The following is a 23,860-nucleotide window of genomic DNA, read 5'->3' on the forward strand; positions in this document are numbered from 1 at the left end:
GGTTGATAGGCCAGATCTGGAAGGCGGGTAACCGCTGGAGGTGACTGGTACTAATAGGCCGAGGGCTTGTCCTCAGTTGCTCGCGTCCACTGTGTAGTTCCCAGACAACGAACGGTTGTGCTGGCTGAACAGTTTCACTAATCAATTGAATAGTGTGCTAGTTCGCTGCCCGTTCGAGGCCCCGTTTATGACGGGGTGTCTGAAAGGGTTTCGGTGGTCATAGCGTGAGGGAAACGCCCGGTTACATTTCGAACCCGGAAGCTAAGCCTTTCAGCGCCGATGGTACTGCAGGGGGGACCCTGTGGGAGAGTAGGACGCCGCCGAACAATCTTTGAGGACCTCTGGTCCCCAGCGACTCGCTGGGGACCAGAGGTCCTTTTTTGTTTTTCCGAAGCGCGCCGGGTACCCGGCTGCGCGAGAATGACTTGCGGTACCGAAGACAGGAGTCACCATGTCCACCAACTCTCCCGATGAGCGACCGGAGCGCGACCAGCGAGGCCGGGACAGTGGTGACCGCGGCGGCTACCGCGGGGGCCCGCGCCGCGATGACCGTCGTGACAACGACCGTGCCGGCGCCGGTCGGCGCGATGACCGCCGTGACGACCGTCCCAGTGGCCCCCGTCGTGATGATGACCGTCCCGCTTTCCGGCGCGACGACCGTCGTGACGACAATCGCGGTGGTGGCGACCGTGGCGGCTTCCGGCGTGACGACAGCCGTGGTGGTGGCGACCGCGGCGGCTTCCGCCGTGACGACAATCGCGGTGGTGGCGACCGCGGCGGCTTCCGGCGCGATGACAATCGCGGTGGTGGCGATTCTCGTGGTGGCAGTGACAACCGTGGTGGCGGCGGCTTCCGCGGCCGTGACGACCGTCGCGAGGGCGGAGACCGCGGTGCGCGTCCGCCGTTCAGGCGCGATGACCGGTCCTCCGCGCCCCGGCGTGACGACCGCCCGGCGGGTCCCCGCCGTGATGACCGTTCCAGCGGTCCCCGCCGTGACGACCGCGGCGGTGGGTTCCGCCGGGACGGCGACCGGCCGGCTGTCCGCCGTGACGACCGTCCCAGTGGCCCCCGTCGTGATGATGACCGTCCCGCTTTCCGGCGCGACGACCGTCGTGACGACAACCGCGGTGGCGGTGACCGTGGCGGCTTCCGTCGTGACGACAGCCGTGGTGGCGGCGACCGCGGCGGCTTCCGCCGTGACGACAGCCGGAGTGCCGGCGGTTTCCGCAGGGACGACCGCCGTGATGACCGTCCGAGCGGCCCGCGTCGTGATGATGACCGTCCCGCTTTCCGGCGCGACGACCGTCGTGACGACAACCGTGGTGGCGGTGACCGTGGCGGCTTCCGGCGCGATGACAGCCGTAGTGCCGGCGGTTTCCGCCGTGATGACCGTCCGAGTGGTCCCCGTCGCGACGATGACCGTCCCCCCTTCCGGCGCGACGACCGCCGTGACGACAACCGTGGTGGCGGCGACCGCGGCGGATTCCGCCGTGACGATCGCCGGGATGACCGTCGCGACGACCGTGGCCCGCGTCGTGATGGGGACCGTCCGGCCTTCCGCCGTGACGACCGGCCCACGAGTGGCCCGCGTCGTGACGGCGACCGTCCGCCCTTCCGCCGTGATGACCGTCCGAGCGGCCCCCGTCGCGACGATGACCGTCCCCCCTTCCGACGCGACGACCGCCGTGACGACAACCGTGGTGGCGGCGACCGCGGCGGATTCCGCCGTGACGACCGTGGTGATGACCGTCGGGGCGGCGACCGCCGTGAGGACCGTCCCGCTTTCCGGCGTGACGACAGCCGTGGTGGGGGCGACCGTCCCGCTTTCCGGCGTGACGACAACCGTGGTGGCGGTGACCGTGGCGGCTTCCGTCGCGATGACCGGGGGCGTGACGACCGGGGTGGCCGTCCCGGTGGCTTCCGTGGCCGTGACGACAGTCGGGGCGACGACCGACGAGGTGGCGGGCGCTTCCGTGACGAGCGGGAGCGGGACCGTGAGCCGATCAAGCGGCTGCCGATCCCCGATGACGTCACGGGCGAGGAGATCGACAAGGACGTGCGGCAGGAGCTGCTGAGCCTGCCCAAGGGGCTTGCCGAGGACGTCGCCAGGAACCTGGTGATGGTCGCCCGGCTCATCGACGAGGACCCGGAGGGGGCGTACGGGTACTCCAGGGTGGCCCTGCGTCTGGCGTCTCGCGTCGCTGCCGTACGAGAGGCGGCGGGCTTCGCCGCGTACGCGAGCCAGAAGTACAGCGAGGCGCTCGCCGAATTCCGGGCCGCGCGGCGGATGACCGGGAACGTCGACCTGTGGCCCGTCATGGCGGACTGCGAGCGGGGTATGGGCCGGCCGGAGAAGGCGCTGGACATGGCCGGTGCCCCCGAGGTGCACAAGCTGGACAAGGCCGGCCAGGTCGAGATGCGGCTCGTGGCCGCGGGTGCTCGGCGGGACATGGACCAGCTCGATGCGGCCATCGTGACCCTCCAGAGCCCGGAGCTGGCCTCCAGCTCCGTACAGCCCTGGACGGCGCGACTGAGGTACGCGTACGCCGATGCCCTGCTGGCCGCCGGCCGCGAGGGCGAGGCGCGCGAGTGGTTCGCGAAGGCCATAGAGTCGGACAAGGACGGCAGCACGGACGCCTCCGACCGTCTCGCCGAGCTGGACGGAGTCGAGTTCGTCGACGCACTGGTCGAGGACGGCGCGGAGACCGTGACCGAGACCGAGGTGGCTGCCGAGACCGGCACGGACACCGAGGTCGAGGACCAGGCCGACCTCGATGAGGACGTCGACGCCGAGGCCGACGCTGACCGCGAAGGCGATCTCGAAGACGACGTCGAGGACGAGACCCCGACGGCCGAGCAGCCCCCGGTCGCGGACGACGATCACGTCGTGGTCGACGTGGTCGACGTGGTCGACGTGGCCGATGGGGACGACGAAGGTGGTCCCGAGGAAGCTTCTCGGCGCTGACGTCACGCGTCCGCGCCGGCGGGCGCAGTGAGCGGAGCAGGAACGACGGGCGGGATTCCGGAAGGAGTCCCGCCCGTCGGCGTTTCAGAGGAGGCGTGCTGCCCGTCGGCGTTTCAACGGGAGAGTGCCCGCAGGACGAGTCCCGACGCCGGCTTCGGGCCGAACGACGTCGACTTGCGCGGCATCGTCACGCCCTGCCGGGCCAGATCGCGTACGACCTCCTCGCGGACCGGGTGCATGAGGACGGCCGTACCGCCGTCGCGTTCCGCCTTCTCGACCGTGGCGGCGGTGTCGTGGATGTACGCGACGTGCGCCGGGGAGTCCTCCGGGATGCCCCAGACGTGGTCGAGGAGCGCGGCGTGCAGGACCGTCGCGTCGAGGGTGCGCCAGGCCACCGGGCGATCCGCGGGGATCGTACGGGCGAGGAGGTCGGGGGACGGGCGGTCGACGAGGTGGAAGGTGCCGTCGCCGGCCAGCAGGAAGGCGTTGTCCTCGGCCGCCGCCTCGGCGAGCGCCTCCAGGGCCTCGGCGAGGGGAACGTCCAGGTGACGTACCCGGAAGAGGCCCTGGAGGGCGGCCAGGGCGTCGGCAACCGGCAGCTGGTGCAGGAGGCGGTGGATCGCGCGGACGCGGAGCGGGTAGCGGGCGGTGTCGACCAGGAGCACCAGGCCGTAGTCCCAGGGGCTCGGGGAGGGGTGCTCGGCGCGCAGGCGCAGATAGGTCGCCCAGCGGTGGTGGCCGTCCGCGATGAGGGCCTGGTGGCGGCGGAGGTCCGCCTGGACCGCGGCCAGATCGGTGGGATCCGTGATGGCCCACAGCCGGTGGCTGAAGCCGTCCTCGGTGGTCGTGGCGAGCAGGGGCTCGCGCTGGACGGTGTGCTCGACGACGGCCGCCGTGCCGGTCACCGGCCCGGTGCTGCGGTAGGTCAGCAGCAGGGGTTCGAGATTGGCCGAGGTGGCACGCATCAGGGCCGCGCGCTCCGCGATGACGTGCGGCATGACGTCCTCGTGGGGGAGGACCACACCGTCCGAGGGCTCCGACAGGCGCAGGGCGCCGATGACGCCGCGTTGCAGCATGCCGCCGTCGCGCTGTTCGTAGACGTACAGACCCGGCTCGGGGTCCGTGGTCAGGACGCCCTCGGACAGCCAGTCGTCCAGGGTGTCCGCCGCCTGCTGGTTGCGGGCGGCGGGCGTGGTGTCCTGGGGGAGGATCAGCCGGACGATGTTGTGCGGGTCGGCGGATTCGAGGTGGAGCAGACCGTCGGGCCGTACGACGACGTCGTACGGCGGCGACGTCACGGCGGCCAGGCTGCCGACCCGGTCGGGGTCGTAGCGCAGGCCCCGGAACGGGGCCAGTTCGAGGCCGCTGCGCGCCCGGGTTCCCTCCGCGGGACCTGCAATATTCATTGAGGCATCGTAAGTGTGTCCGTGGCATGCGCGATGATCGGGGGAAAGGGATCGAACGAGGAGCGATGCGCAATGAGCCAGACCGTCAGGACACGGCCCGCCGGCAGCGGGCAGTCCCTGAATGAGGCGTACGACACGGCGCTGCTCGACCTCGACGGGGTGGTGTACGCGGGCGGGAGCGCGATCGCCCACGCCGTGGAGTCGCTCGGCACGGCTCGCTCGGGCGGTATGCATCTCGCGTATGTGACGAACAACGCGCTGCGGACGCCGGACGCCGTGGCCGCGCACCTCACGGAGCTCGGGGTGCCGGCCGAGGCCTCGGACGTGATCACCTCGGCGCAGGCCGTGGCGCGGCTGATCAGTGAACAGGTGCCGGCCAAGGCGCGGGTGCTGGTCATCGGCGGGGAGGGGCTGCGGGTGGCGCTGCGCGAGCGCGGGCTGGAGCCGGTCGAGTCGGCCGAGGACGAGCCGGTGGCGGTCGTCCAGGGGTACGGCGGGCCCGAGCTGGCCTGGGGGCGCTTCGCGGAGGCGTGTTACGCCATCGCGCGCGGCGTGCCGTGGTTCGCGTCCAACACCGACCTGACGATCCCGAGCGCGCGGGGCATCGCGCCGGGCAACGGCGCCGCGGTGGAGGTCGTCCGTATCGCCACGGGCGCCGAGCCGCAGGTGGCCGGCAAGCCGCTGCCCCCGATGCACCGCGAGACGATCCTGCGGACCGGGGCCGAGCGGCCGCTGGTGGTCGGCGACCGGCTGGACACGGACATCGAGGGCGCGTTCAACGGCGACGTGGACTCACTGCTCGTGCTGACCGGCGTGACGGACGGCGCGCAGCTCCTGGCGGCACCTCCGCAGCACCGGCCGACGTATGTCGACGCCGATCTGCGCGGCCTGCTCACCGGCCAGCCGGAGATCGAGGAGGCCGGCGAGGGCTTCGGCTGCGGTGGCTGGACGGCGACGGCGGGTGGGGAGCGACTGGAGCTGGAGGGCGAGGGCGAGGCCATCGACGGGCTGCGGGCGCTGTGCGCGGCGGCGTGGACGGCGGCCGGGGACGGGAAGTGCGAGCTCGACGGGGGGAAGGCGCTGGCACGGCTGGGGCTCTGAGCTCGGCTGGGGCTCCGACCTTCTGACCTGGGGCCGGGGTTTGGCTTGGGCCTGGCTCCGCCTTCGGACGGCCCGGTTTCCCCGGGGTGGCCGAAGGCGGCCGCGGCCGCTCCCAGCGACGGCCGCTGAGGCGGGCGCGGAGAGAGGCGCCGGGATGGGCCAGGATCGTATCTTCGGGCGAGGGTAGGCTAACCTAACCACGTGTTGGTCGACAGTCCTCCCGAACAGCGCGCGGAAACCGCTCCCGCGCCCCCAACCCGCCGGGCGATACGGTCCCTTGGGCTGCTCGCGTCCGTGGCCGTGCTGCTGCTCGTCGCCCTGGCGAGCATCGCGATCGGCGCGAAGGCCCTCCCGATGGACCAGGTCTGGCACGGTTTGTTCCACGACTCGGGGACCTACAGCGACGTGGTCGTCGGCGGGCGGATCTCGCGTACCGTGCTCGGACTGCTGGTCGGGGCCGCGCTCGGCCTCTCCGGTGCCGTGCTCCAGGCGCTCACCCGCAATCCGCTGGCCGATCCCGGGCTGCTCGGCATCAACGCCGGCGCGTCCGCCGCGGTCGTCACCGCCATCACGTTCTTCGGTGTCAGATCCCTGAGCGGCTATGTGTGGTTCGCCTTCTTCGGTGCGGCCGCGGTCGGCGCGCTCGTCTGGTTCCTGGGCGGCAGCCGGGGTGCGACCCCGGTGCGGCTCGCGCTCGCGGGCACCGCGATCAGTGCCGCGCTCTACGGCTATCTGCAGGCCGTGATGATCACGGACGACGCGGCGCTCGGCAAGATGCGCTTCTGGACGGTCGGATCGCTGGCCTCCGCGACCGGCGCGACCATCAGGCAGGTACTGCCGTTCCTGGCCGTCGGCATGATCGTCGCGCTGGCGCTGGCCCGGCCGCTCAACGCCATGGCGATGGGCGACGACACCGCCCGCGCGCTCGGCGCGCATCTGAACCGCACGCGCGCGCTGGCCATGGGCGCCGCCACCGTGCTGTGCGGTGCCGCGACCGCCGCCTGCGGACCGATCGTGTTCGTCGGGCTGATGGTGCCGCACGTCGTGCGTTCCTTCACCGGCCCCGACCTGCGCTGGATCCTGCCGTACGCCTCCGTCCTGTCGCCCGTGCTGCTGCTCGGCGCCGACGTCCTCGGCCGGATGGTCGCCCGCCCCGCCGAACTGCAGGTCGGCATCGTCACCGCGGTCCTGGGCGGCCCGGTCTTCATCTATCTCGTACGACGGCGGAGGACGGCGCAGCTGTGAAGGCCCCCCACAACCCGGCCCTCCGGACCAAGGGCGGCTTCTCGGTCCGGCTCGATGTCCGCGCCTTCACGGTCGTCGTCCTGCTGCTGGTGGCCATGCTGGCCGCGAGTGTCGTCCTCATCGGCACCGGCGACTTCCCGATCCCGGCCGCCGACGTCCTCAAGACCCTGGTGGGCAACGGCGACGCGGGGCAGGAGTTCATCGTCAACGAGCTCCGCCTGCCGCGCGTTCTCGTCGGCCTGCTCGTGGGCGCTTCGCTCGGCCTCGGCGGGGCGCTGTTCCAGTCCATCTCCCGCAATCCGCTGGGCAGTCCGGACGTGCTCGGCCTCGGCCAGGGCTCGACGGCCGGCGCGCTCGTCATGATCGTGCTCTTCTCGGGCAAGCCGAACGCGGTCGCGCTGGGGGCGCTGGTCGGCGGACTGGCGACCGGCCTCGCCCTCTACGTACTCGCGTGGAAGCGGGGCGTGCACGGATACCGCCTGGTCCTGGTCGGTATCGGTGTCTCCGCGATCGTCACGGCGGTCAACGGCTATCTGCTCACCAAGGCCGACATGGTCGACGCGGCCCGTGCGGTCGTCTGGATGACCGGCTCCCTCAACGGCCGTGACTGGGCGCAGGTCTGGCCGCTGCTCGTGATGTGCGCGGTTCTCGTACCGCTCGTGCTGGGCAATGCGCGGGGGCTGCGCATGATCGAGATGGGCGACGACGTCTCGTACGCGCTCGGGGTGCGGGTCGAGCGGACGCGGCTGCTGCTCATGCTGGCCGCCGTGCTGCTCACCGCGGGCGCCACCGCGGCCGCGGGCCCGGTCGGGTTCGTGGCGCTCACCTCGCCGCAGCTCGCCCGTCGGCTGACCCGCTCACCGGGACCGAACCTGGTCCCCTCGATGTGCATGGGCGCGACCCTGCTGATCGTCGCGGACTGGGCCTCGCAGCGGGTCTTCGGCGCCGACCAGCTGCCGGTCGGGGTCGTGACGGGCGTCCTCGGCGGCGTCTATCTGCTCTGGCTGCTGGTCACCGAGCGCAAGGCGGGCCGGATATGAGCGCCGGCCGGCCCGGCAGCGCCGCCCCCAACACCTCCGGGGGCTCGAACACCAACACCAAGAGGAGCACCAGCACTGTGAACCGCCTGTCCGCCGACCGGGTCACCCTCGGCTACGACCAGCGCGTCATCGCGGAGAACCTGTCGGTGGAGATCCCCGACAACTCCTTCACCGTGATCGTCGGACCGAACGCCTGCGGCAAGTCCACGCTGCTGCGCGCCCTTTCGCGGATGCTCAAGCCGTCGCAGGGGCGGGTGCTGCTCGACGGCCACGCCATCCAGTCGATGCCCGCCAAGAAGGTGGCGAGGACCCTCGGGCTGCTGCCCCAGTCGTCCATCGCGCCGGACGGGATCACGGTCGGCGACCTGGTGGGCCGCGGCCGGTATCCGCACCAGGGGCTGTTGCGGCAGTGGTCGTCCGAGGACGAGCGGGTCGTGCAGGAGTCGATGGCCTCGACCGGCGTCGCCGAACTCGCCGAGCGCTACGTCGACGAACTCTCCGGAGGCCAGCGCCAGCGTGTCTGGATCGCCATGGCACTCGCCCAGCAGACCCCGTTGCTGCTGCTCGACGAACCGACCACCTACCTCGACATCCAGCACCAGATCGACGTGCTCGACCTGTGCGCCGAACTCCACGAGGAGCAGGGCCGCACCCTGGTCGCCGTACTGCACGACCTGAACCACGCCGCCCGGTACGCCACCCATCTCATCGCCCTGCGGGACGGCGCGGTCATCGCGGAGGGCGCCCCGAACGACATCGTCACCGCCGACCTGGTCGAGGATGTCTTCGGACTGCGCTGCCAGGTCATCGACGACCCGGAGACGGGGACCCCGCTGGTGGTGCCCGCCGCGCGGAAGGCGCGCGTGAGCCGGGCCGGTCAGGCGGTCGGGGTGGCGGCGCAGGGCGCCGACGGCTGATCGCCGGCGGCCGACGGCAACGCCGCGGTGTGCGTGCCCGCACCGCGCGGCGAGCGCCGGCGGCAACGCCGCGGATGTGCGTGCCGCACCCCGCGGCCTACCGCGTGATCCCCCGGACAGGACCTAGAGCAGGGTCCGCAGGCGGAGCAGGTCGCGGAGGCCGGCCTCCAGCTTCACCCGGCCCGAACCCCAGGCCTTCGCGAAGTTCAGCTCGCCGTTCACCATCGAGACGAGGTCGTCGCCCTTCATGACGAGCCGGATCTGCGCCTTCTCCCGCGGCGGTCCCGCCAGCGTGTCCAGCACCTGGATCCGGCCGTCCCTGAGCCGGCCGACGAAGGTGGCGTCCAGATCGGTGATATGGCAGCTCAGCGAGCGGTCCAGGGACGCAGCGCTGCGTACGTCCCCGCCGGCGCCCGCCAGGTTGTCCGAGAGCTTGTCGAGTGCGGCTCGGCACTCCTCAATCGTCGCCATCGTGATCGACGGTACCGCAGCGCTTCGCGGTAGCGTCGGGGCATGAGCGACTCAGTTCCCGAGGCCGAGGTCCCGCCGCAGGCGGCGGCAGTGGAGCCCGCACAGGAGATGCCGGAGCCGGAGACCGTGGCCGATCACGACCCCGCCGCCCCGTCGCCGCTGAACGTGCCCCGTGTCCCCACCGGCAACGCGGAGGCCGACGCGCTGCTCGGCCGGCTGGCCGACGCCGACCACCTCGCGACCGACGGACACGTCGAGGTGTACGAGGATGTACACCGGGGGCTGCGAGACGCGCTGACCGCGCTCGACGCGCGCCAAGGGCCCCCGGTGCCGTCGTCCCCGGCGGCCCCCACCTCTTCGTACGAACCCAGGAGCTGAACCGAACGTGGCAGGAGTGGCACGCCGCCGCCTCGACGCCGAGCTGGTCCGCCGGAAACTCGCCCGCTCGCGCGAGCACGCCGGCCAGCTGATCGCCGCGGGCAGGGTCACCGTCGGCAAGACCCTCGCGACCAAGTCCGCCACCCAGGTGGAGACCGCCGCGGCGATCCTGGTCGCCCAGGACGACGGCGACCCCGACTACGTCTCGCGCGGCGGGCACAAACTCGCCGGCGCGTTCGAGGCCTTCGTGCCGCAGGGCCTGAAGGTCGAGGGGAGGCGCGCGCTGGACGCCGGCGCGTCCACCGGAGGCTTCACCGACGTACTGCTGCGCGCGGGCGCCGCCCACGTCGTCGCCGTGGACGTCGGCTACGGTCAACTCGCCTGGTCGCTGCAGAGCGATGAACGCGTCACCGTCAAGGACCGTACGAACGTACGCGAGTTGACGTTGGAGGCGATCGATGGGGAGCCCGTGGATCTTGTGGTGGGGGATCTGTCCTTCATCCCGCTCGGACTGGTGCTGCCCGCCCTCGTGGGGTGCGCGGCGCCGGACGCCGATCTGGTGATGATGGTCAAGCCGCAGTTCGAAATTGGCAAGGAACGTCTGGGCAGCGGCGGTGTCGTCCGCAGCCCTGAGCTGAGGGCCGAGACCGTGCGCGGGGTGGCCGCGCGCGCCTGGGAGCTGGGACTGGGTGTCCGGGGTGTCACCGCCAGTCCGCTGCCGGGGCCCTCGGGCAATGTCGAGTACTTTCTGTGGCTGCGTGCCGGGGCACCCGCACTGGACCCGGCCGACGTTGACCGTGCAGTGGCGGAGGGGCCGCGTTGACAGAGACCCGAGCTCGTACTGTTTTCCTGCTCGCCCACACCGGGCGGCCGGCGGCCATCCGCAGCGCGGAGCTGGTCGTCGAGGGGCTGCTGCGCTCCGGGATCGGCGTGCGTGTGCTGGAGGCGGAGGCGGCCGACCTGCCGCTGCCGTCGACGGTGCAACTGGTCAAGGAGGCGACTCCGCAGTGCCTCGACGGGTGCGAGCTGCTGATCGTGCTGGGCGGTGACGGAACGCTGCTGCGCGGCGCCGAGTTCGCCCGCGCCTCCGGCGTGCCGATGCTCGGCGTGAACCTCGGCCGCGTCGGCTTCCTCGCCGAGGCCGAGCGTGACGACCTCGACAAGGTGGTCGACCGGGTCGTCACGAAGGCGTACGAGGTCGAGGAGCGCATGACCGTCGACGTCGTGGTGCACCGCAACGGCGACATCGTGCACACCGACTGGGCGCTGAACGAGGCCGCCGTACAGAAGGTCTCGGCCGAGAAGCTCCTCGAAGTGGTGCTCGAGATCGACGGCCGCCCGGTGACCGGCTTCGGCTGCGACGGCATCGTCTGCGCGACCCCGACCGGCTCCACGGCGTACGCGTTCTCCGCGGGCGGGCCCGTGGTGTGGCCGGAGGTCGAGGCCCTGCTCATGGTGCCGATCAGCGCCCATGCCCTGTTCGCGAAGCCGCTGGTGACCTCGCCGAACTCCGTGCTCGCCGTGGAGGTCCTGCCGCACATTCCGCCCGGTGTGCTGTGGTGCGACGGCCGGCGCACGGTCGAACTCCCGCCGGGGGCCCGGGTCGAGGTGCGACGCGGCGCCGTCCCGGTCCGGCTCGCCCGGCTGCACCACGCGTCGTTCACCGACCGGCTGGTGGCCAAGTTCGCGTTGCCCGTCTCCGGGTGGCGAGGGGCGCCGCACTAGGGCGCCTCCGCGGCCGGGACGCTGTACGGCGCTCCGTGGGGGACTGCGTGTGACGGGCGGCTGAGGGCTGTCCGTGGCCGGCCGCGCGGTCCCCTGCGCTTTTTCGGGGACGCGGTCCCTCCCGTGGGTGATATGTGTGTTCGGCGTGTCTCTGTCACCTGCGCCTTCGCCCTTGTGGAGCGGGCCCCGTCGCACAGGGGGTCGTGGACCTCGTAAGGTCGTGTCCGTGTTGGAGGAGATGCGGATACGGTCGCTCGGAGTCATCGACGACGCGGTGGTCGAGCTGTCGCCCGGCTTCACCGCTGTGACCGGTGAGACCGGCGCGGGCAAGACGATGGTGGTCACGAGCCTCGGCCTGCTCTTGGGCGGACGCGCGGACGCGGCCCTCGTACGGATCGGCGCCAAGGCCGCGGTCGTGGAGGGGCGGATCACCGTGCCCCCCGGCGGCACGGCGGTCGTGCGTGCGGAGGAGGCGGGCGCCGAGCTCGACGACGGGGCGCTGCTGATCAGCCGTACCGTTTCCGCCGAAGGGCGCTCACGGGCCCACCTGGGCGGACGCTCCGTGCCCGTGGGGGTGCTCGCGGAACTCGCGGACGAGCTGGTCGCCGTGCACGGCCAGACCGACCAGCAGGGGCTGCTCAAGCTGTCCCGGCAGCGGCAGGCCCTCGACCGGTACGCGGGCGACGCCGTCGCCGTGCCGCTGGCCAAGTACACGGGCGCGTACCGCCGGCTGCGCGCGATCTCGACCGAGCTGGACGAGATCACCACGCGCGCGCGGGAACGCGCCCAGGAAGCCGACATGCTGCGCTTCGGACTCGACGAGATCGCGGCCGTCGAGCCGCGGGCCGGTGAGGACGTGGAGCTGGCCGCCGAGGCCGAGCGGCTGGGCCACGCGGAGGCGCTGGCGTCGGCCGCCACGGCCGCGCACGCCGCGCTCGCGGGCAATCCCGAGGACCCGGAGGACATCGACGCCACGACCCTCGTCGCGGGCGCGCACCGGGCCCTCGAAGCGGTCCGCTCCCATGACTCCGCCCTCGCCGCGCTCTCCGGGCGGATCGGCGAGATCGGGATTCTGCTCGGCGATGTGGCGGGGGAGCTGGCGGGGTACGCCGACGATCTCGACGCCGATCCGCTGCGGCTGGCCGCGGTCGAGGAGCGCCGCGCCGCGCTCACCCACCTGACCCGGAAGTACGGCGAGAACATCGACGCCGTCCTCGCCTGGGCCGAGCAGGGCGCCGCCCGGCTCACCGACCTCGACGGCGACGACGAGCGGCTCGACGAGCTGACCGCCGAGCGGGACGCGCTCCGGGGCGAACTGGGCGGACTCGCCCAGGGGCTGACGGACGCCCGCGGGGAGGCCGCCGAACGCTTCGCCGCCGCCGTGACCGCCGAGCTGGCCTCGCTGGCGATGCCCCACGCGCGCGTGTCGTTCGAGATCCGCCAGACCGACGACCCGGAGGGGGTGGAGGTCGGCGGACGCACGGTCGCGTACGGTCCCGCGGGCGTCGACGAGGTCGAGCTGCTGCTGGCCCCGCACCCCGGTGCGCCGCCGCGGCCCATCGCCAAGGGCGCCTCGGGCGGTGAGCTGTCCCGCGTGATGCTCGCCGTCGAGGTCGTCTTCGCCGGCACCGACCCCGTCCCGACGTACCTCTTCGACGAGGTCGACGCGGGTGTCGGCGGCAAGGCCGCGGTCGAGATCGGGCGCCGCCTCGCGCGTCTCGCCAAGACCGCGCAGGTCGTCGTCGTCACGCATCTGCCCCAGGTGGCCGCGTTCGCCGACCGGCAGTTGCTCGTCGAGAAGACGAACGACGGGTCGGTCACCCGGTCCGGCGTGAAGGTCCTGGAGGGCGAGGACCGCATCCGCGAGCTCTCCCGGATGCTCGCCGGCCAGGAGGACTCGGAGACGGCTCGGGCCCACGCGGAGGAACTGCTCGCCACGGCACGGGCGGACGGCTAGACCCGGGCGCCCTGCTGCCTCGGGGCGCGTCCTCCGGTGTGCCCCGTCACGACCGGCCCGCGCCGGGTCCCTGGCCCCCGACGGGGGCTTTCCCGGGGTCCGTAGGGTGACGTCCATGATCAGCACACGCATGACTCCGGCGGCCGCCGCACGCGCGCGTACCGCCGTCGCGTTCGGGCTTGCCGCGGGCGTCACGCGCGCGGGGATCGTCGCCCTGCGCGCCAAGGCGCCCGGCGGGCGGGGGCGTTGGGAGCGCGAGAACTACGCGGGGCGGACCGTCGAGCTGTACGCGGGTCCCGCCACGGCCCTGGGTGCGGCTCTCGCGGCCGGACGGGCCCATCGTGCAGCCGGGCTCGCCGTCCTCGCCGCCGGCGCGTGTGGCGCGTACGACGACGTCGCCGGAGCCGGTGACCCCCGGCGCGGGTTCCGGGCGCATCTCGGTGCCCTGCGCCGGGGCGAAGTGACCAGCGGCGCGGTCAAGTTGTTCGGGATCTCGGCCGCGGGCCTGGTGGCCGGGTCGCTGCTCAAGGAACGGGCCCTGGACAAGGTGCTGGCGGGAGTGGTGATCGCCGGGACCGCGCACCTCGTCAATCTCGTGGATGTGCGCCCCGGGAGGGCCGCCGGCGCGGTACTCGCCCTGGGGGCGCCCGGGCTGCTGCGCAGCGGCACGGCCGGAGAGCTGTCCGCCGGGGTCATGGGAGCCGCTGCCGCCGTATTCCCCGACGATCTGGGGGAGCGCGCGATGATCGGCGACACCGGAGCCCACGCGCTCGGCGCCGCACTGGGCGCCGCCGTCGTCGCCGGTAACGGGCGGGCGGGACTGGTCGCCCACGCCGCGGTGCTCGTGGCCGCGGCGGCGTACGGGGAGAAGGTGAGCGAGCTGGCGCGCAGGCCGGCGCGTGCGGCGGCGCGCGCGCCGGAGTGCACTCCTGACTGAGCGCCGAAGCGCGCGCTCCACGGAGCGTGTCCCGTCCTCGCGCCCCCATGTCCGCCCCTGCGCCTGTCCGAATGCCTCCAGGCCCGCGCTCACGTCTCCGGGCCCGCCCTCACACGCCTGTCCGAAGGCCCGCCGTCCCTCACTCGTGTGAGTGACCGCGCCCCACGGTTTGCCCACACCGGTGTGGTCGCGTCTCCTCGGTGGTGCCCGAACGGCGGGGTGTCCTGGCATCCTTGGCGTAGTACGCGGAGTACGACGTGCGGTACACCCCCCTCTGCACGATCCTTCTGTACGTTTCTTCGTGACCGTCCGACGCCGAACCAGGAGCCCCGGCCACGTGAGCCTCGTGAGCAGCCACTCACCGCACGGGCAGTCGCCGCTGTGCACCGTGCAGGTGCTCGGTGGCGGCAGCGCGGGCAGCAGTGCCCATGTGCGGTCCCTGGCGTCGGGCCTCGTCGCCAGAGGCGTGCGCGTCACCGTGTGCGCCCCCTCCGAGGCCAATCGTGTCTACGACTTCACCGGTGTCGGCGCCCAGCACGTCCCCGTGCCCCGCAGCAGCGACCCCGCCTCCGTCGCCGCGCTGCGCACCGTCTGCGCCGACGCGGACCTCGTCCACGCGCACGGACTGCACGCCGCTCTGCGGGCCGCGCTCGCGCTCAGCGGCCGCCGCACCCCGCTGGTCGTCACCTGGCACACCCGCTCGCACGCGGAAGGGACCAGGGCCCATCTGCTGCGCCTGCTGGAGCGGCGGGTCGCCAAGGCCGCCGCCGTCGTCCTCGGGACGTCGTCCGACCTGGTCGACCGGGCCCGCAGCAGGGGAGCGCGGGACGCACGGCTCGCCGCCGTCGCCCTTCCCGCGCCGCGCAAGCCCGCCGAGCAGGACGACCCCGACCGCCTGGGACACAAGGCGCGGGCCGAACTCGGTGCCACGGGCCGCCCGTTGCTCATGGCCGTCGGCTCCCTCGACCGGCACCGCGGCTACGACACGCTGCTGGACGCCACCCGCGTGTGGCGCCGCCTCAACCCGGCCCCGCTGCTCGTGATCGCCGGAGAGGGGCCCCTGCGGCCGTTCCTCCAGCAACGCATCGAGGACGAAGGGCTGCCGGTGCGCCTGGTCGGCCGGCGCGACGACATCACCCAGCTCCTCGCGGCCGCCGACATCGCGCTGCTGCCCAGCAGTTGGGAATCGCGCTCCGTCCTCGCCCAGGAGGCCCTCCACGCGGGCGTGCCGCTCGTCGCGACCCGGGTCGGCGGTATCCCCGAGCTGGTGGGCGACGCGGCCGAGCTCGTCCCGTACGGAGACGCGGAGGCGCTCGCCGAGGCCGTCGTACGCCTCCTCGACGACCCGGCACGCCGGGAGCTGCTCAAGGAGAAGGGCGCACAGCAAGCCGCGACCTGGCCGACCGAGGACGACACCGTCGCCCAAGTCCTCTGCGTCTACGACGAACTGACCCAGCCCCGGCCGCTCGCGTAGGCGGCACCCTCTACGGCACGTGCCGGCGCGCCCGCAGGGCCAGGCTCAACGCCAGTACCGTCTGCGGGTCGTCCAGATCCGTGCCCAGCAACTCACCGATACGGGCGAGGCGGTTGTAGAGCGTCTGCCGGTTGAGGTGCAGCTCGCGGGCCGTCTCCGCCTTGCGGCCCGCGTGCGCCAAGTACGTCTGCAGCGTGGGCAGGAGAGGCGGCTTGGAGCGGTTGTCGTGGTCGCGCAGGGGGCCGATCGCACGGTCCACGAACGCCGCCAGGTCCGGGTGCTCGCGCAGGCGCCACAGCAGCAGATCGATGTCGAGGCGCCGGGCGTCGTACCAGGGGCGGTCCGACAGGCCCTGTGCCGCCGTCGCCGTCTCCGCCGCGTGCCGCAGCCCCGCCGAGGCCGCCGCCCAGCCGCCCGCCACCCCGACCACCACGACCGGAGGCTGAGCGCCCGGCCGCTGCATGCCGGCGCGCTCCACGCCCGCCCGCAGCGCCGCCGCCACCCGGTCCGCGACGGCCGCGCGTTCGGACTCCGAGCGCAGGCCGAGCAGCAGCGGGACACGGCCCTCGACGGGACGTACACCCAGCAGCACGGGCACCCCGACCGAGGCCAGCTCCTCGGCGACCGCGCGGGCCAGGACGGCCCAGCCCCCGCCCGGGGCGAGGCCGTCCGCGAGCCGCATGACGACCGGCAGCAGCGGGCTGCCACCCGGCCTGAAACCCAGCACGCGGGCCTGCGCGGGCGCGTCCTCGGCCCGGATCCGCCCCTCGGCGAGGTCCGTGAGGAAATCGCCGCGGCCACGCGCCGCGAGTTCCTCCTCCTGACGGGCCTGCATCAGGACCACGGCCAGGATGCCCGCCGCCCGCTCCGCCGCGATCCGGTGCACCGGGGCCACCGGAGTGCTCACCGGCGTGAGGACCAGCCGGGCGCGGACCGAGCCGGTGCCGGGGCCGCCGCCGGGCACGTCCACGATCGTCGTCCCGGCGGGCGGCTCGTCCTTGTGCTGGCCGCGCAGCCCCTCCCAGACCTGGAGCGGGTCGGCGCCCGCGGGACCGGCCCCGGCGGCGTACAGGAGCTGTCCGTCCGCCGTCTCGAGGAAGACGGGATTGCCGCCGAAGTCCGCCAGGATGCCCAGCACCTGCGGCACCCCGCCACCGCCGAGCAGGGCCTCCGTACAGCGCCGGTGCACCTCCTCGGCCTGCTGGAGCAGGGCGTAGTGGCCGTTGACGATCTCCGTGTGCACTTCCTCCGTGACGGTCACGAAGGGCACCTCGCGGTGCAGCTGGACCAGCGGAAGGCCGGTGGTGCGGGCCGTCTCCACCAGGGCGGCGGGCAGCCGGGTGAAGCGCGGACCGAGCTCCACGACCAGCGCCGCGATGCCGCGCTCGGCCAGGGTGCGCACGAACGCGCGCTGCTCGGCCGGGCGCGTGCCGAGGCCGTATCCCGTGGTCAGCAGCAGTTCGCCGCCCTTGAGGAGCGAGGCGATGTTCGGGACCTCGCCCGCGTGCACCCAGCGCACCGTGCGCTGCAGCCGGTCGGCGCCCGCGAGGATCTCCGGCAGCCCGCTGCGCAGCCCGGGCAGCTCCAGCGCCCGCTGCACGGTGATCCCGGCCCCTTGGGTGTCGTAACGGCTCTCCATGCGACGGACGCTACCGGCGCACACGTTCCGGTGACATCTCCGACCCGTCATGGAGACGATCACGGGCCTCCCGCGCGGGACAATCCGTCGCGCCCGCGCCGCACTTGCACGGCCTGTTGTCGGCTGTGGTGTGCGTCACGGCCGGGGCGGCCTTGATCCCGGCCACTACGTCGGCGCGATGTTGTGGTTGAACCGGAAGACGTTGTCCGGGTCGTACCGGGCCTTCACCGCGGCCAGGCGGCGGGTGTTCTCGGCGCCGAGGCCGGCCACGACCCGGTCCGCGCCCTCGTCGCCGATGAAGTTGAGATAGACCGCGCCGGTGCTCCACGGGCGGACGCCGGCGCGGACGTCCTTGACCCACTGGATACAGCGTTCGTCGTCCGCCGGGTCCTCCCAGATGCCGAAGGGGTGCACGGCCCAGGGCGCGTCCCGGTAGGGCACCGGGAACTCGCCGGGACCCGAGGCGATCGCGCCGCCCTGCGGGAACAGCACGTGCTGCGTCCCCGTGGGCACCGGCAGCGCGTCGCCGAGGGCGCAGAAGACGTCCGCCAGCTCGTCCGGCAGACCGGTCAGATACTCCGCGGACCAGTAGTTACGCATGCCCCAGGGGTCGTCGAACATGGTCTGGAAGTCCGCGTACGGGACGGCGGTGACGACCTCCACCTCGTGCGGCAGCGCGAGCAGCGGCTCGGCGAGTTTGCGCAGCTCCTCCTCGCCGCCCGCATACACCAGAAGGGAGCCGCACAGGCGCTCGCCCACCAGGTGCTCGGGGATGAACGGCTCGGGCGGCCCGGTCAGATAGATCACACCGCCGCTCGCCTCCACTGGAGCGTGAGCGATGATCTCGCGGTAGGTGCGGACCGCGTCGGGGCCGGTCTCGGGCAGGCTCATCACCATGGCGAACGAGAACTCGGGCAGCTCGTGCAGCTTGAGGGTCAGCGCGGTGGCGATACCGAAGTTCCCGCCGCCGCCGTGCAGCGCCCAGAACAGCTCGGGGTTCTCCTCGGCGCTCGCCAGGACCGTCGTCCCGTCCGCGGTCACCAGCTCGACGCCGAGCAGATTGTCGACCGCCAGGCCGAACAGCCGGTCCAGCCAGCCGGTGCCGCCGCCCAGCACGAAGCCGCCGACCCCGGTGGTCGAGGCCCGCCCGCCGGTGGTCGCCAGCCGGTACGGCTCGGTGGCCCGGTCCAGGTGGCTCATCGTGGCACCGCCCTCGATCCGCACCGACGAGGACCCGGGATGCACCGTCACCCCCTGCATACGCCGCAGGTCGACGACCAGGCCACCGTCGTTGAGGGACATGCCCGCCACGCTGTGGCCGCCGCCGCGGACCGCGATCGCCAGGTCCAGCTCGCGTCCGAAGCGCACCGAGCGGACGACATCGGCCTCGTTCGTGCACTGGGCGATCACGGCCGGGCGCCGGTCGATCATCGTGTTGAAGACCGCCCGCGCCTCGTCGTACCCCGGATCGTGCGGGGCGAAGACGTCGCCGGTCAGATCCGCGCGGAGCGCGGCCAGAGCCGCGCCCGCCTTCGAAAGGGGAGCCATCGCAGCCGCCCCCTCTCAGCAGGGGACAGAACTGCTTTCAGCCTAGGCCCTGTCCTCGCACCGGCGCCTGCCGGCACGTCCCGTGGACGGAGCGTGCCGGTGCGAAGCAGCCCGCGGACGCGGTCAGCCGCCGTACGCCCCGCTCGCCGTCAGGCGCAGGGCCGTGTCGATGAGGGGGACGTGGCTGAAGGCCTGCGGGAAGTTGCCGACCTGGCGCTGGAGGCGGGGGTCCCACTCCTCGGCGAGCAGACCGAGGTCGTTGCGCAGGTCCAGCAGCTTTTCGAAGAGCTTGCGGGCCTCGTCGACCCGCCCGATCATCGCCAGGTCGTCGGCCATCCAGAACGAGCAGGCGAGGAACGCCCCTTCGTCGCCCTCCAGGCCGTCCACGCCCGCGTGCTCACCGGTCGTCGGGTACCGCAGGATGAACCCGTCGGGCGTCGACAGCTCGCGCTGGATCGCCTCGATGGTACCGATGACGCGCTTGTCGTCCGGCGGCAGGAAGCCCATCTGCGGAATGAGCAGCAGCGAGGCGTCCAGCTCCTTGGAGCCGTACGACTGCGTGAACGTGTTGCGCTCCTGGTCGTAGCCCTTCTCGCAGACGTCCCGGTGGATGTCGTCGCGCAGCTCGCGCCACTTCTCCAGCGGTCCGTCGGCGTCGCCGGACTCGATGAGCTTGATGGTGCGGTCGACCGCGACCCAGGCCATCACCTTGGAGTGCACGAAGTGGCGGCGCGGGCCGCGCACCTCCCAGATGCCCTCGTCCGGCTGGTCCCAGTGGTCCTCCAGATAGCGGATGAGCTTCAACTGGAGCAGGGACGCGTAGTCGTTGCGGGACAGACCCGTCATGTGCGCGAGGTGCAGGGCCTCGGTGACCTCGCCGTACACATCCAGCTGGAGCTGGTGCGCTGCGCCGTTGCCGACCCGCACGGGGCTTGAATTCTCGTACCCGGGAAGCCAGTCGAGCTCCGCCTCGCCCAACTCCCGTTCCCCCGCGATGCCGTACATGATCTGCAGGTTCTCCGGGTCACCGGCGACCGCGCGCAGCAGCCACTCGCGCCAGGCCCGGGCCTCCTCGCGGTAGCCGGTGCGCAGCAGGGAGGAGAGGGTGATCGCCGCGTCCCGCAGCCAGGTGTAGCGGTAGTCCCAGTTGCGGACACCGCCGATCTCCTCGGGGAGCGAGGTGGTGGGCGCGGCGACGATGCCGCCCGTCGGGGCGTACGTCAGGGCCTTGAGGGTGATCAGGGAGCGCACCACGGCCTCGCGGTAGGGCCCGTGGTACGTACACTGCTCGACCCACTCGCGCCAGAAGTCCTCGGTGGCCTCCAGGGACTGCTCCGGCTCCGGCAGCGCGGGCGGCTGCCGGTGCGAGGGCTCCCAGGAGATGGTGAACGCGATCCGGTCACCCGGCGCCACCGTGAAGTCGGCGTACGTCGTGAGGTCCTTGCCGTAGGTTTCGCAGGCTGTGTCGAACCACACGGAGTCGGGACCGGCGACGGCCACCGTCCGCCCCTCGTGCTTGTGCACCCAGGGCACGACCCGCCCGTACGAGAAACGCATGCGCAGGGCCGAGCGCATCGGCACCCGGCCGGTGACGCCCTCGACGATCCGGATCAGCTGCGGCGCGCCGTCACGCGGGGGCATGAAATCCGTCACCCTGACCGTGCCGCGTGGGGTGTCCCACTCGGATTCCAGGATCAGTGAGTCGCCGCGGTACGTGCGCCGGGCCGCCGTCGGCGGTTCGGCGTCCGCCGCGTGCGCAGGCCCGAGCCGCCAGAAGCCGTGCTCCTCGGTGCCCAGCAGGCCGGCGAAGATGGCGTGCGAGTCGAAGCGGGGCAGGCACAGCCAGTCGACTGTGCCGTCCCGGCAGACCAGCGCGGCTGTCTGCATGTCTCCGATGAGTGCGTAGTCCTCGATGCGCCCGGCCACGTGCATCTCCAGTCGAACGGCCACGTCGCCCCCCGAGGGGCGGTCGCTCTTTGCGGTCAAGGGGTCGGTGTAAAGCGTCGTTGCGAAACGTCAGAAGGCTTTTGCGAATGTCGTTGCGAAACGAACTGACGAGCTCTCGTGTTCCGGGATACGGGCGGGGGTAGTGCCGTTTGCGGGCCGGGCTCGGCAGCGAGTGTCCGAGCAGGATACGACGCACCTCGATGATCCGCGCGCCGCTCTTGGCAACCCGACTGGGCCGAACGAGTGAGCAAGAGGTGACCGGCCTGTGAGCGGTGCGTGCGACCGTGCGAGCTCCGTGTCGGTGTGTGCGCGGAGCGTGGCCGGGAGCACTCTGGTCCTGTCGCTGATACCCTGGTAGCCCGTGGACCGGTGGGCGAGAAACCCCCGAACCGCAGCGACGGCGCCTCCGAAAATCCCGGTACTTCCTTCCGGGCCGGACCGCCGGTACGCACCCCAGACCGCGACCACGGGAGCCCCCTCTTGGCCATGCCGCCCGCTGCTTTTCGAAACAGCACAGCCACGACGACCAAGCACATCTTCGTCACCGGGGGTGTCGCCTCCTCCCTCGGCAAGGGCCTGACGGCCTCCAGCCTGGGTGCGCTGCTGAAGGCGCGCGGTCTGCGGGTCACGATGCAGAAGCTCGACCCGTACCTGAACGTCGACCCCGGCACCATGAACCCGTTCCAGCACGGTGAGGTGTTCGTCACCAACGACGGAGCCGAGACCGACCTGGACATCGGACACTACGAGCGGTTCCTCGACGTCGACTTGGACGGCACCGCCAACGTCACTACAGGGCAGGTGTACTCGACGGTCATCGCCAAGGAGCGGCGCGGCGAGTACCTGGGCGACACCGTGCAGGTCATCCCGCACATCACCAACGAGATCAAGCACCGCATCCGCCGCATGGCCACCGACGACGTCGACGTCGTCATCACCGAGGTCGGCGGCACGGTCGGCGACATCGAGTCGCTGCCGTTCCTGGAGACGGTCCGCCAGGTCCGTCACGAGGTCGGCCGCGACAACGTGTTCGTGGTCCACATCTCGCTCCTTCCGTACATCGGCCCGTCCGGGGAACTGAAGACGAAGCCGACCCAGCACTCGGTTGCGGCGCTGCGGGCCATCGGTATCCAGCCGGACGCGATCGTGCTGCGCGCCGACCGCGAGGTGCCCACCGCCATCAAGCGCAAGATCTCGCTGATGTGCGACGTCGACGAGGCGGCCGTGGTCGCGGCGATCGACGCCAAGTCGATCTACGACATCCCGAAGGTCCTGCACACCGAGGGCCTGGACGCCTACGTCGTCCGCAAGCTGGACCTGCCGTTCCGTGACGTGGACTGGACGACCTGGGACGACCTGCTCGACCGCGTCCACAACCCCGCGCACGAGATCAACATGGCGCTGGTCGGCAAGTACATCGACCTGCCCGACGCCTACCTCTCGGTCACCGAGGCGCTGCGCGCCGGCGGCTTCGCGAACAAGGCCCGCGTGAAGATCAAGTGGGTCACGTCGGACGACTGCAAGACCCCGGCGGGTGCCGCGAGCCAGCTCGGCGATGTCGACGCGATCTGCATCCCCGGCGGCTTCGGCGACCGCGGTGTGTCCGGCAAGGTCGGCGCCATCGAGTACGCCCGCGAGAACAAGATCCCGCTGCTCGGCCTCTGTCTGGGCCTGCAGTGCATCGTGATCGAGGCCGCGCGCAACCTGGCCGACATCCCGGACGCCAACTCCACCGAGTTCGACTCCGCGACGGGCCACCCGGTCATCTCCACCATGGCCGAGCAGCTCGACATCGTGGCCGGCGAGGGCGACATGGGCGGCACGATGCGGCTGGGCATGTACCCCGCCAAGCTGGCCGAGGGCTCCATCGTGCGCGAGGTGTACGACAACAAGGAGTACGTCGAGGAGCGCCACCGTCACCGCTACGAGGTGAACAACGCCTACCGCGCCGAGCTGGAGAAGAAGGCCGGTCTGCAGTTCTCCGGCACGTCTCCGGACGGCAAGCTCGTGGAGTACGTCGAGTACCCGCGCGAGGTGCACCCCTACCTGGTGGCGACCCAGGCGCACCCCGAGCTGCGCTCGCGCCCGACCCGCCCGCACCCGCTCTTCGCGGGCCTGGTGAAGGCCGCCGTCGAGCGCAAGACCGGCGGTGGGACGGCCGGGTAACACAAGGGTTGTACGGTTGCCGGGGTGCGCTTCTTCTGGGAGGCGCGCCCCGGTTTTCGTTTGGTGTGCAGGAGGAACAGGGCGACATGACGATCAAGGACTCCGCCGAGGAGTGGCAGGTCAGGGCCACCGAGACCCCCTTCGTGGGAAACAAGACCTCGGTTCGCACCGACGACGTGGTCATGCCCGACGGGTCGGTCGCCCGCCGTGACTACCAGGTCCACCCCGGCTCCGTGGCCGTCCTCGCCCTCGACGACGAGGGGCGCGTGCTGGTGATCCGCCAGTACCGCCACCCCGTCCGCCACAAGCTGTGGGAGATCCCGGCCGGGCTGCTCGACATCCCCGGCGAGAACCCGCTGCACGCCGCCCAGCGCGAGCTCTACGAAGAGGCGCACGTCAAGGCCGAGGACTGGCGCGTGCTGGCCGACGTCTACACGACCCCCGGCGGCTGCGACGAAGCCGTCCGCATCTTCCTCGCCCGCGATCTGTCCGAGGCCGAGGGACAGCGCTTCGAGGTCGAGGACGAGGAGGCCGACATGGAACTCTCGCGGGTGACCGTCGACGAACTCGTGCACGGGGTGCTCGCCGGTGAGCTGCACAACAACTGCCTGGTCGTGGGCGTCCTGTCGCTGGTCGCCGCCCGCAGCGGCGACGGACTCGACGCGCTGCGCCCGGCGGAGGCGCCCTGGCCGGCCCGGCCCTTCGAGGCCTGAGTCCGCCACGTCGCGGCCGAAGTCCGAAGCGCCCGGCGCCGGAGTCCGAAGCGCCCGGTCCCGGGATCGGACGCGTCCACGCACCCATCCGGGGGACCCCGGTGTGACGATCGCCTGATCCGATCGGGGGACCTCGCCGCCGCGCTCCGCCCGGATCGTCGCAGAGCGTGAACTAGGCTCTGAAAACGCCCCGTCCGGAGTCCCGGCGGGCTGGCGCGCGCAGTGGGACGG

18 protein-coding genes, 1 rRNA gene and 1 pseudogene are annotated in these 23,860 nt (G+C 72.2%); 15 read left to right on the plus strand and 5 right to left on the minus strand.

Features of this window, described 5'->3' with window-relative positions:
* Nucleotides 1-209 precede the first annotated feature (209 nt).
* The 3 genes and pseudogenes from rrf to ACFVYF_RS30280 all read left to right on the plus strand — a co-directional run bounded on the left by rrf (nt 210) and on the right by ACFVYF_RS30280 (nt 2,965).
* Nucleotides 210-326, plus strand: a 5S ribosomal RNA gene (gene rrf / locus ACFVYF_RS30270).
* A 635-nt stretch (nt 327-961) separates the two neighbouring features.
* Nucleotides 962-1,906 (plus strand): annotated as a pseudogene (locus ACFVYF_RS30275) (hypothetical protein); the annotation flags it as partial.
* Nucleotides 1,907-2,056: 150 nt separating this feature from the next.
* The gene (locus tag ACFVYF_RS30280; RefSeq protein WP_389460703.1) at nt 2,057-2,965 is read left to right on the plus strand and encodes a hypothetical protein; all 909 of its coding nucleotides are present in this window, start codon (nt 2,057-2,059) and stop codon (nt 2,963-2,965) included.
* 113 nt (nt 2,966-3,078) lie between these two features.
* Here ACFVYF_RS30280 and ACFVYF_RS30285 read toward each other — a convergent pair whose 3' ends face one another.
* Nucleotides 3,079-4,371: a DUF1015 domain-containing protein gene (locus ACFVYF_RS30285; RefSeq protein ID WP_389460449.1), complete on the minus strand. Its 1,293-nt coding sequence runs from the start codon at nt 4,369-4,371 to the stop codon at nt 3,079-3,081.
* Between the two features lie 72 nt (nt 4,372-4,443).
* On the opposite strand from ACFVYF_RS30285, the gene ACFVYF_RS30290 reads away from it, so the two are divergent.
* From ACFVYF_RS30290 to ACFVYF_RS30305, 4 genes are all read left to right on the plus strand, one after another.
* Nucleotides 4,444-5,472, plus strand: coding sequence for an HAD hydrolase-like protein (locus ACFVYF_RS30290; RefSeq protein WP_389460451.1), 1,029 nt, complete (start codon nt 4,444-4,446; stop codon nt 5,470-5,472).
* 201 nt (nt 5,473-5,673) lie between these two features.
* Nucleotides 5,674-6,717 carry a FecCD family ABC transporter permease gene (locus tag ACFVYF_RS30295; protein WP_389460452.1) on the plus strand — a complete coding sequence of 348 codons (1,044 nt, stop codon included), beginning with the start codon at nt 5,674-5,676 and terminating at the stop codon, nt 6,715-6,717.
* Nucleotides 6,714-7,757, plus strand: coding sequence for a FecCD family ABC transporter permease (locus tag ACFVYF_RS30300; RefSeq protein WP_389460454.1), 1,044 nt, complete (start codon nt 6,714-6,716; stop codon nt 7,755-7,757). Before ACFVYF_RS30295 ends, ACFVYF_RS30300 begins: the two co-directional genes overlap by 4 nt.
* The gene (locus ACFVYF_RS30305) at nt 7,754-8,674 is read left to right on the plus strand and encodes an ABC transporter ATP-binding protein (protein WP_389460456.1); all 921 of its coding nucleotides are present in this window, start codon (nt 7,754-7,756) and stop codon (nt 8,672-8,674) included. The genes ACFVYF_RS30300 and ACFVYF_RS30305 overlap by 4 nt, the downstream gene beginning before the upstream one ends.
* Nucleotides 8,675-8,797: 123 nt before the next feature.
* Here the strand turns inward: ACFVYF_RS30305 and ACFVYF_RS30310 are convergent, their stop codons facing one another.
* Complete coding sequence (locus ACFVYF_RS30310) at nt 8,798-9,145, minus strand: SCP2 sterol-binding domain-containing protein (protein ID WP_389460458.1); 348 nt, start codon at nt 9,143-9,145, stop codon at nt 8,798-8,800.
* A 42-nt stretch (nt 9,146-9,187) separates the two neighbouring features.
* Here ACFVYF_RS30310 and ACFVYF_RS30315 point away from each other — a divergent pair, with 42 nt between their 5' ends.
* The 6 genes from ACFVYF_RS30315 to ACFVYF_RS30340 all read left to right on the plus strand — a co-directional run bounded on the left by ACFVYF_RS30315 (nt 9,188) and on the right by ACFVYF_RS30340 (nt 15,616).
* Nucleotides 9,188-9,523: a hypothetical protein gene (locus ACFVYF_RS30315; protein ID WP_389460460.1), complete on the plus strand. Its 336-nt coding sequence runs from the start codon at nt 9,188-9,190 to the stop codon at nt 9,521-9,523.
* A gap of 7 nt (nt 9,524-9,530) precedes the next feature.
* Nucleotides 9,531-10,346 carry a TlyA family RNA methyltransferase gene (locus ACFVYF_RS30320; RefSeq protein ID WP_389460462.1) on the plus strand — a complete coding sequence of 272 codons (816 nt, stop codon included), beginning with the start codon at nt 9,531-9,533 and terminating at the stop codon, nt 10,344-10,346.
* Complete coding sequence (locus ACFVYF_RS30325) at nt 10,343-11,248, plus strand: NAD kinase (protein WP_389460464.1); 906 nt, start codon at nt 10,343-10,345, stop codon at nt 11,246-11,248. The genes ACFVYF_RS30320 and ACFVYF_RS30325 overlap by 4 nt, the downstream gene beginning before the upstream one ends.
* 238 nt (nt 11,249-11,486) lie before the next feature.
* The gene (gene recN / locus ACFVYF_RS30330) at nt 11,487-13,205 is read left to right on the plus strand and encodes a DNA repair protein RecN (RefSeq protein WP_389460705.1); all 1,719 of its coding nucleotides are present in this window, start codon (nt 11,487-11,489) and stop codon (nt 13,203-13,205) included.
* Nucleotides 13,206-13,335: 130 nt separating this feature from the next.
* Nucleotides 13,336-14,142: a hypothetical protein gene (locus ACFVYF_RS30335; protein WP_389460707.1), complete on the plus strand. Its 807-nt coding sequence runs from the start codon at nt 13,336-13,338 to the stop codon at nt 14,140-14,142.
* Nucleotides 14,143-14,479: 337 nt separating this feature from the next.
* Nucleotides 14,480-15,616, plus strand: coding sequence for a glycosyltransferase family 4 protein (locus ACFVYF_RS30340; protein ID WP_389460465.1), 1,137 nt, complete (start codon nt 14,480-14,482; stop codon nt 15,614-15,616).
* 10 nt (nt 15,617-15,626) lie between these two features.
* Here ACFVYF_RS30340 and ACFVYF_RS30345 read toward each other — a convergent pair whose 3' ends face one another.
* From ACFVYF_RS30345 to ACFVYF_RS30355, 3 genes are all read right to left on the minus strand, one after another.
* Nucleotides 15,627-17,255, minus strand: a complete 1,629-nt coding sequence (locus ACFVYF_RS30345; RefSeq protein ID WP_389460467.1) for a PucR family transcriptional regulator — start codon at nt 17,253-17,255, stop codon at nt 15,627-15,629.
* Between the two features lie 165 nt (nt 17,256-17,420).
* Nucleotides 17,421-18,803: an FAD-binding oxidoreductase gene (locus ACFVYF_RS30350; RefSeq protein ID WP_389460469.1), complete on the minus strand. Its 1,383-nt coding sequence runs from the start codon at nt 18,801-18,803 to the stop codon at nt 17,421-17,423.
* A gap of 123 nt (nt 18,804-18,926) precedes the next feature.
* Nucleotides 18,927-20,735 (minus strand): glycoside hydrolase family 15 protein, encoded by a 1,809-nt coding sequence (locus ACFVYF_RS30355; protein WP_389460709.1) that lies wholly within the window; start codon nt 20,733-20,735, stop codon nt 18,927-18,929.
* A 501-nt stretch (nt 20,736-21,236) separates the two neighbouring features.
* On the opposite strand from ACFVYF_RS30355, the gene ACFVYF_RS30360 reads away from it, so the two are divergent.
* Together ACFVYF_RS30360 and ACFVYF_RS30365 are read left to right on the plus strand one after the other, a co-directional pair.
* The gene (locus ACFVYF_RS30360) at nt 21,237-22,916 is read left to right on the plus strand and encodes a CTP synthase (protein ID WP_389460711.1); all 1,680 of its coding nucleotides are present in this window, start codon (nt 21,237-21,239) and stop codon (nt 22,914-22,916) included.
* 86 nt (nt 22,917-23,002) lie between these two features.
* Complete coding sequence (locus ACFVYF_RS30365) at nt 23,003-23,629, plus strand: NUDIX domain-containing protein (protein ID WP_389460471.1); 627 nt, start codon at nt 23,003-23,005, stop codon at nt 23,627-23,629.
* Nucleotides 23,630-23,860: the final 231 nt, after the last annotated feature.

This window comes from Streptomyces sp. NPDC058274 (assembly GCF_042881375.1).
Lineage (GTDB): Bacteria > Actinomycetota > Actinomycetes > Streptomycetales > Streptomycetaceae > Streptomyces.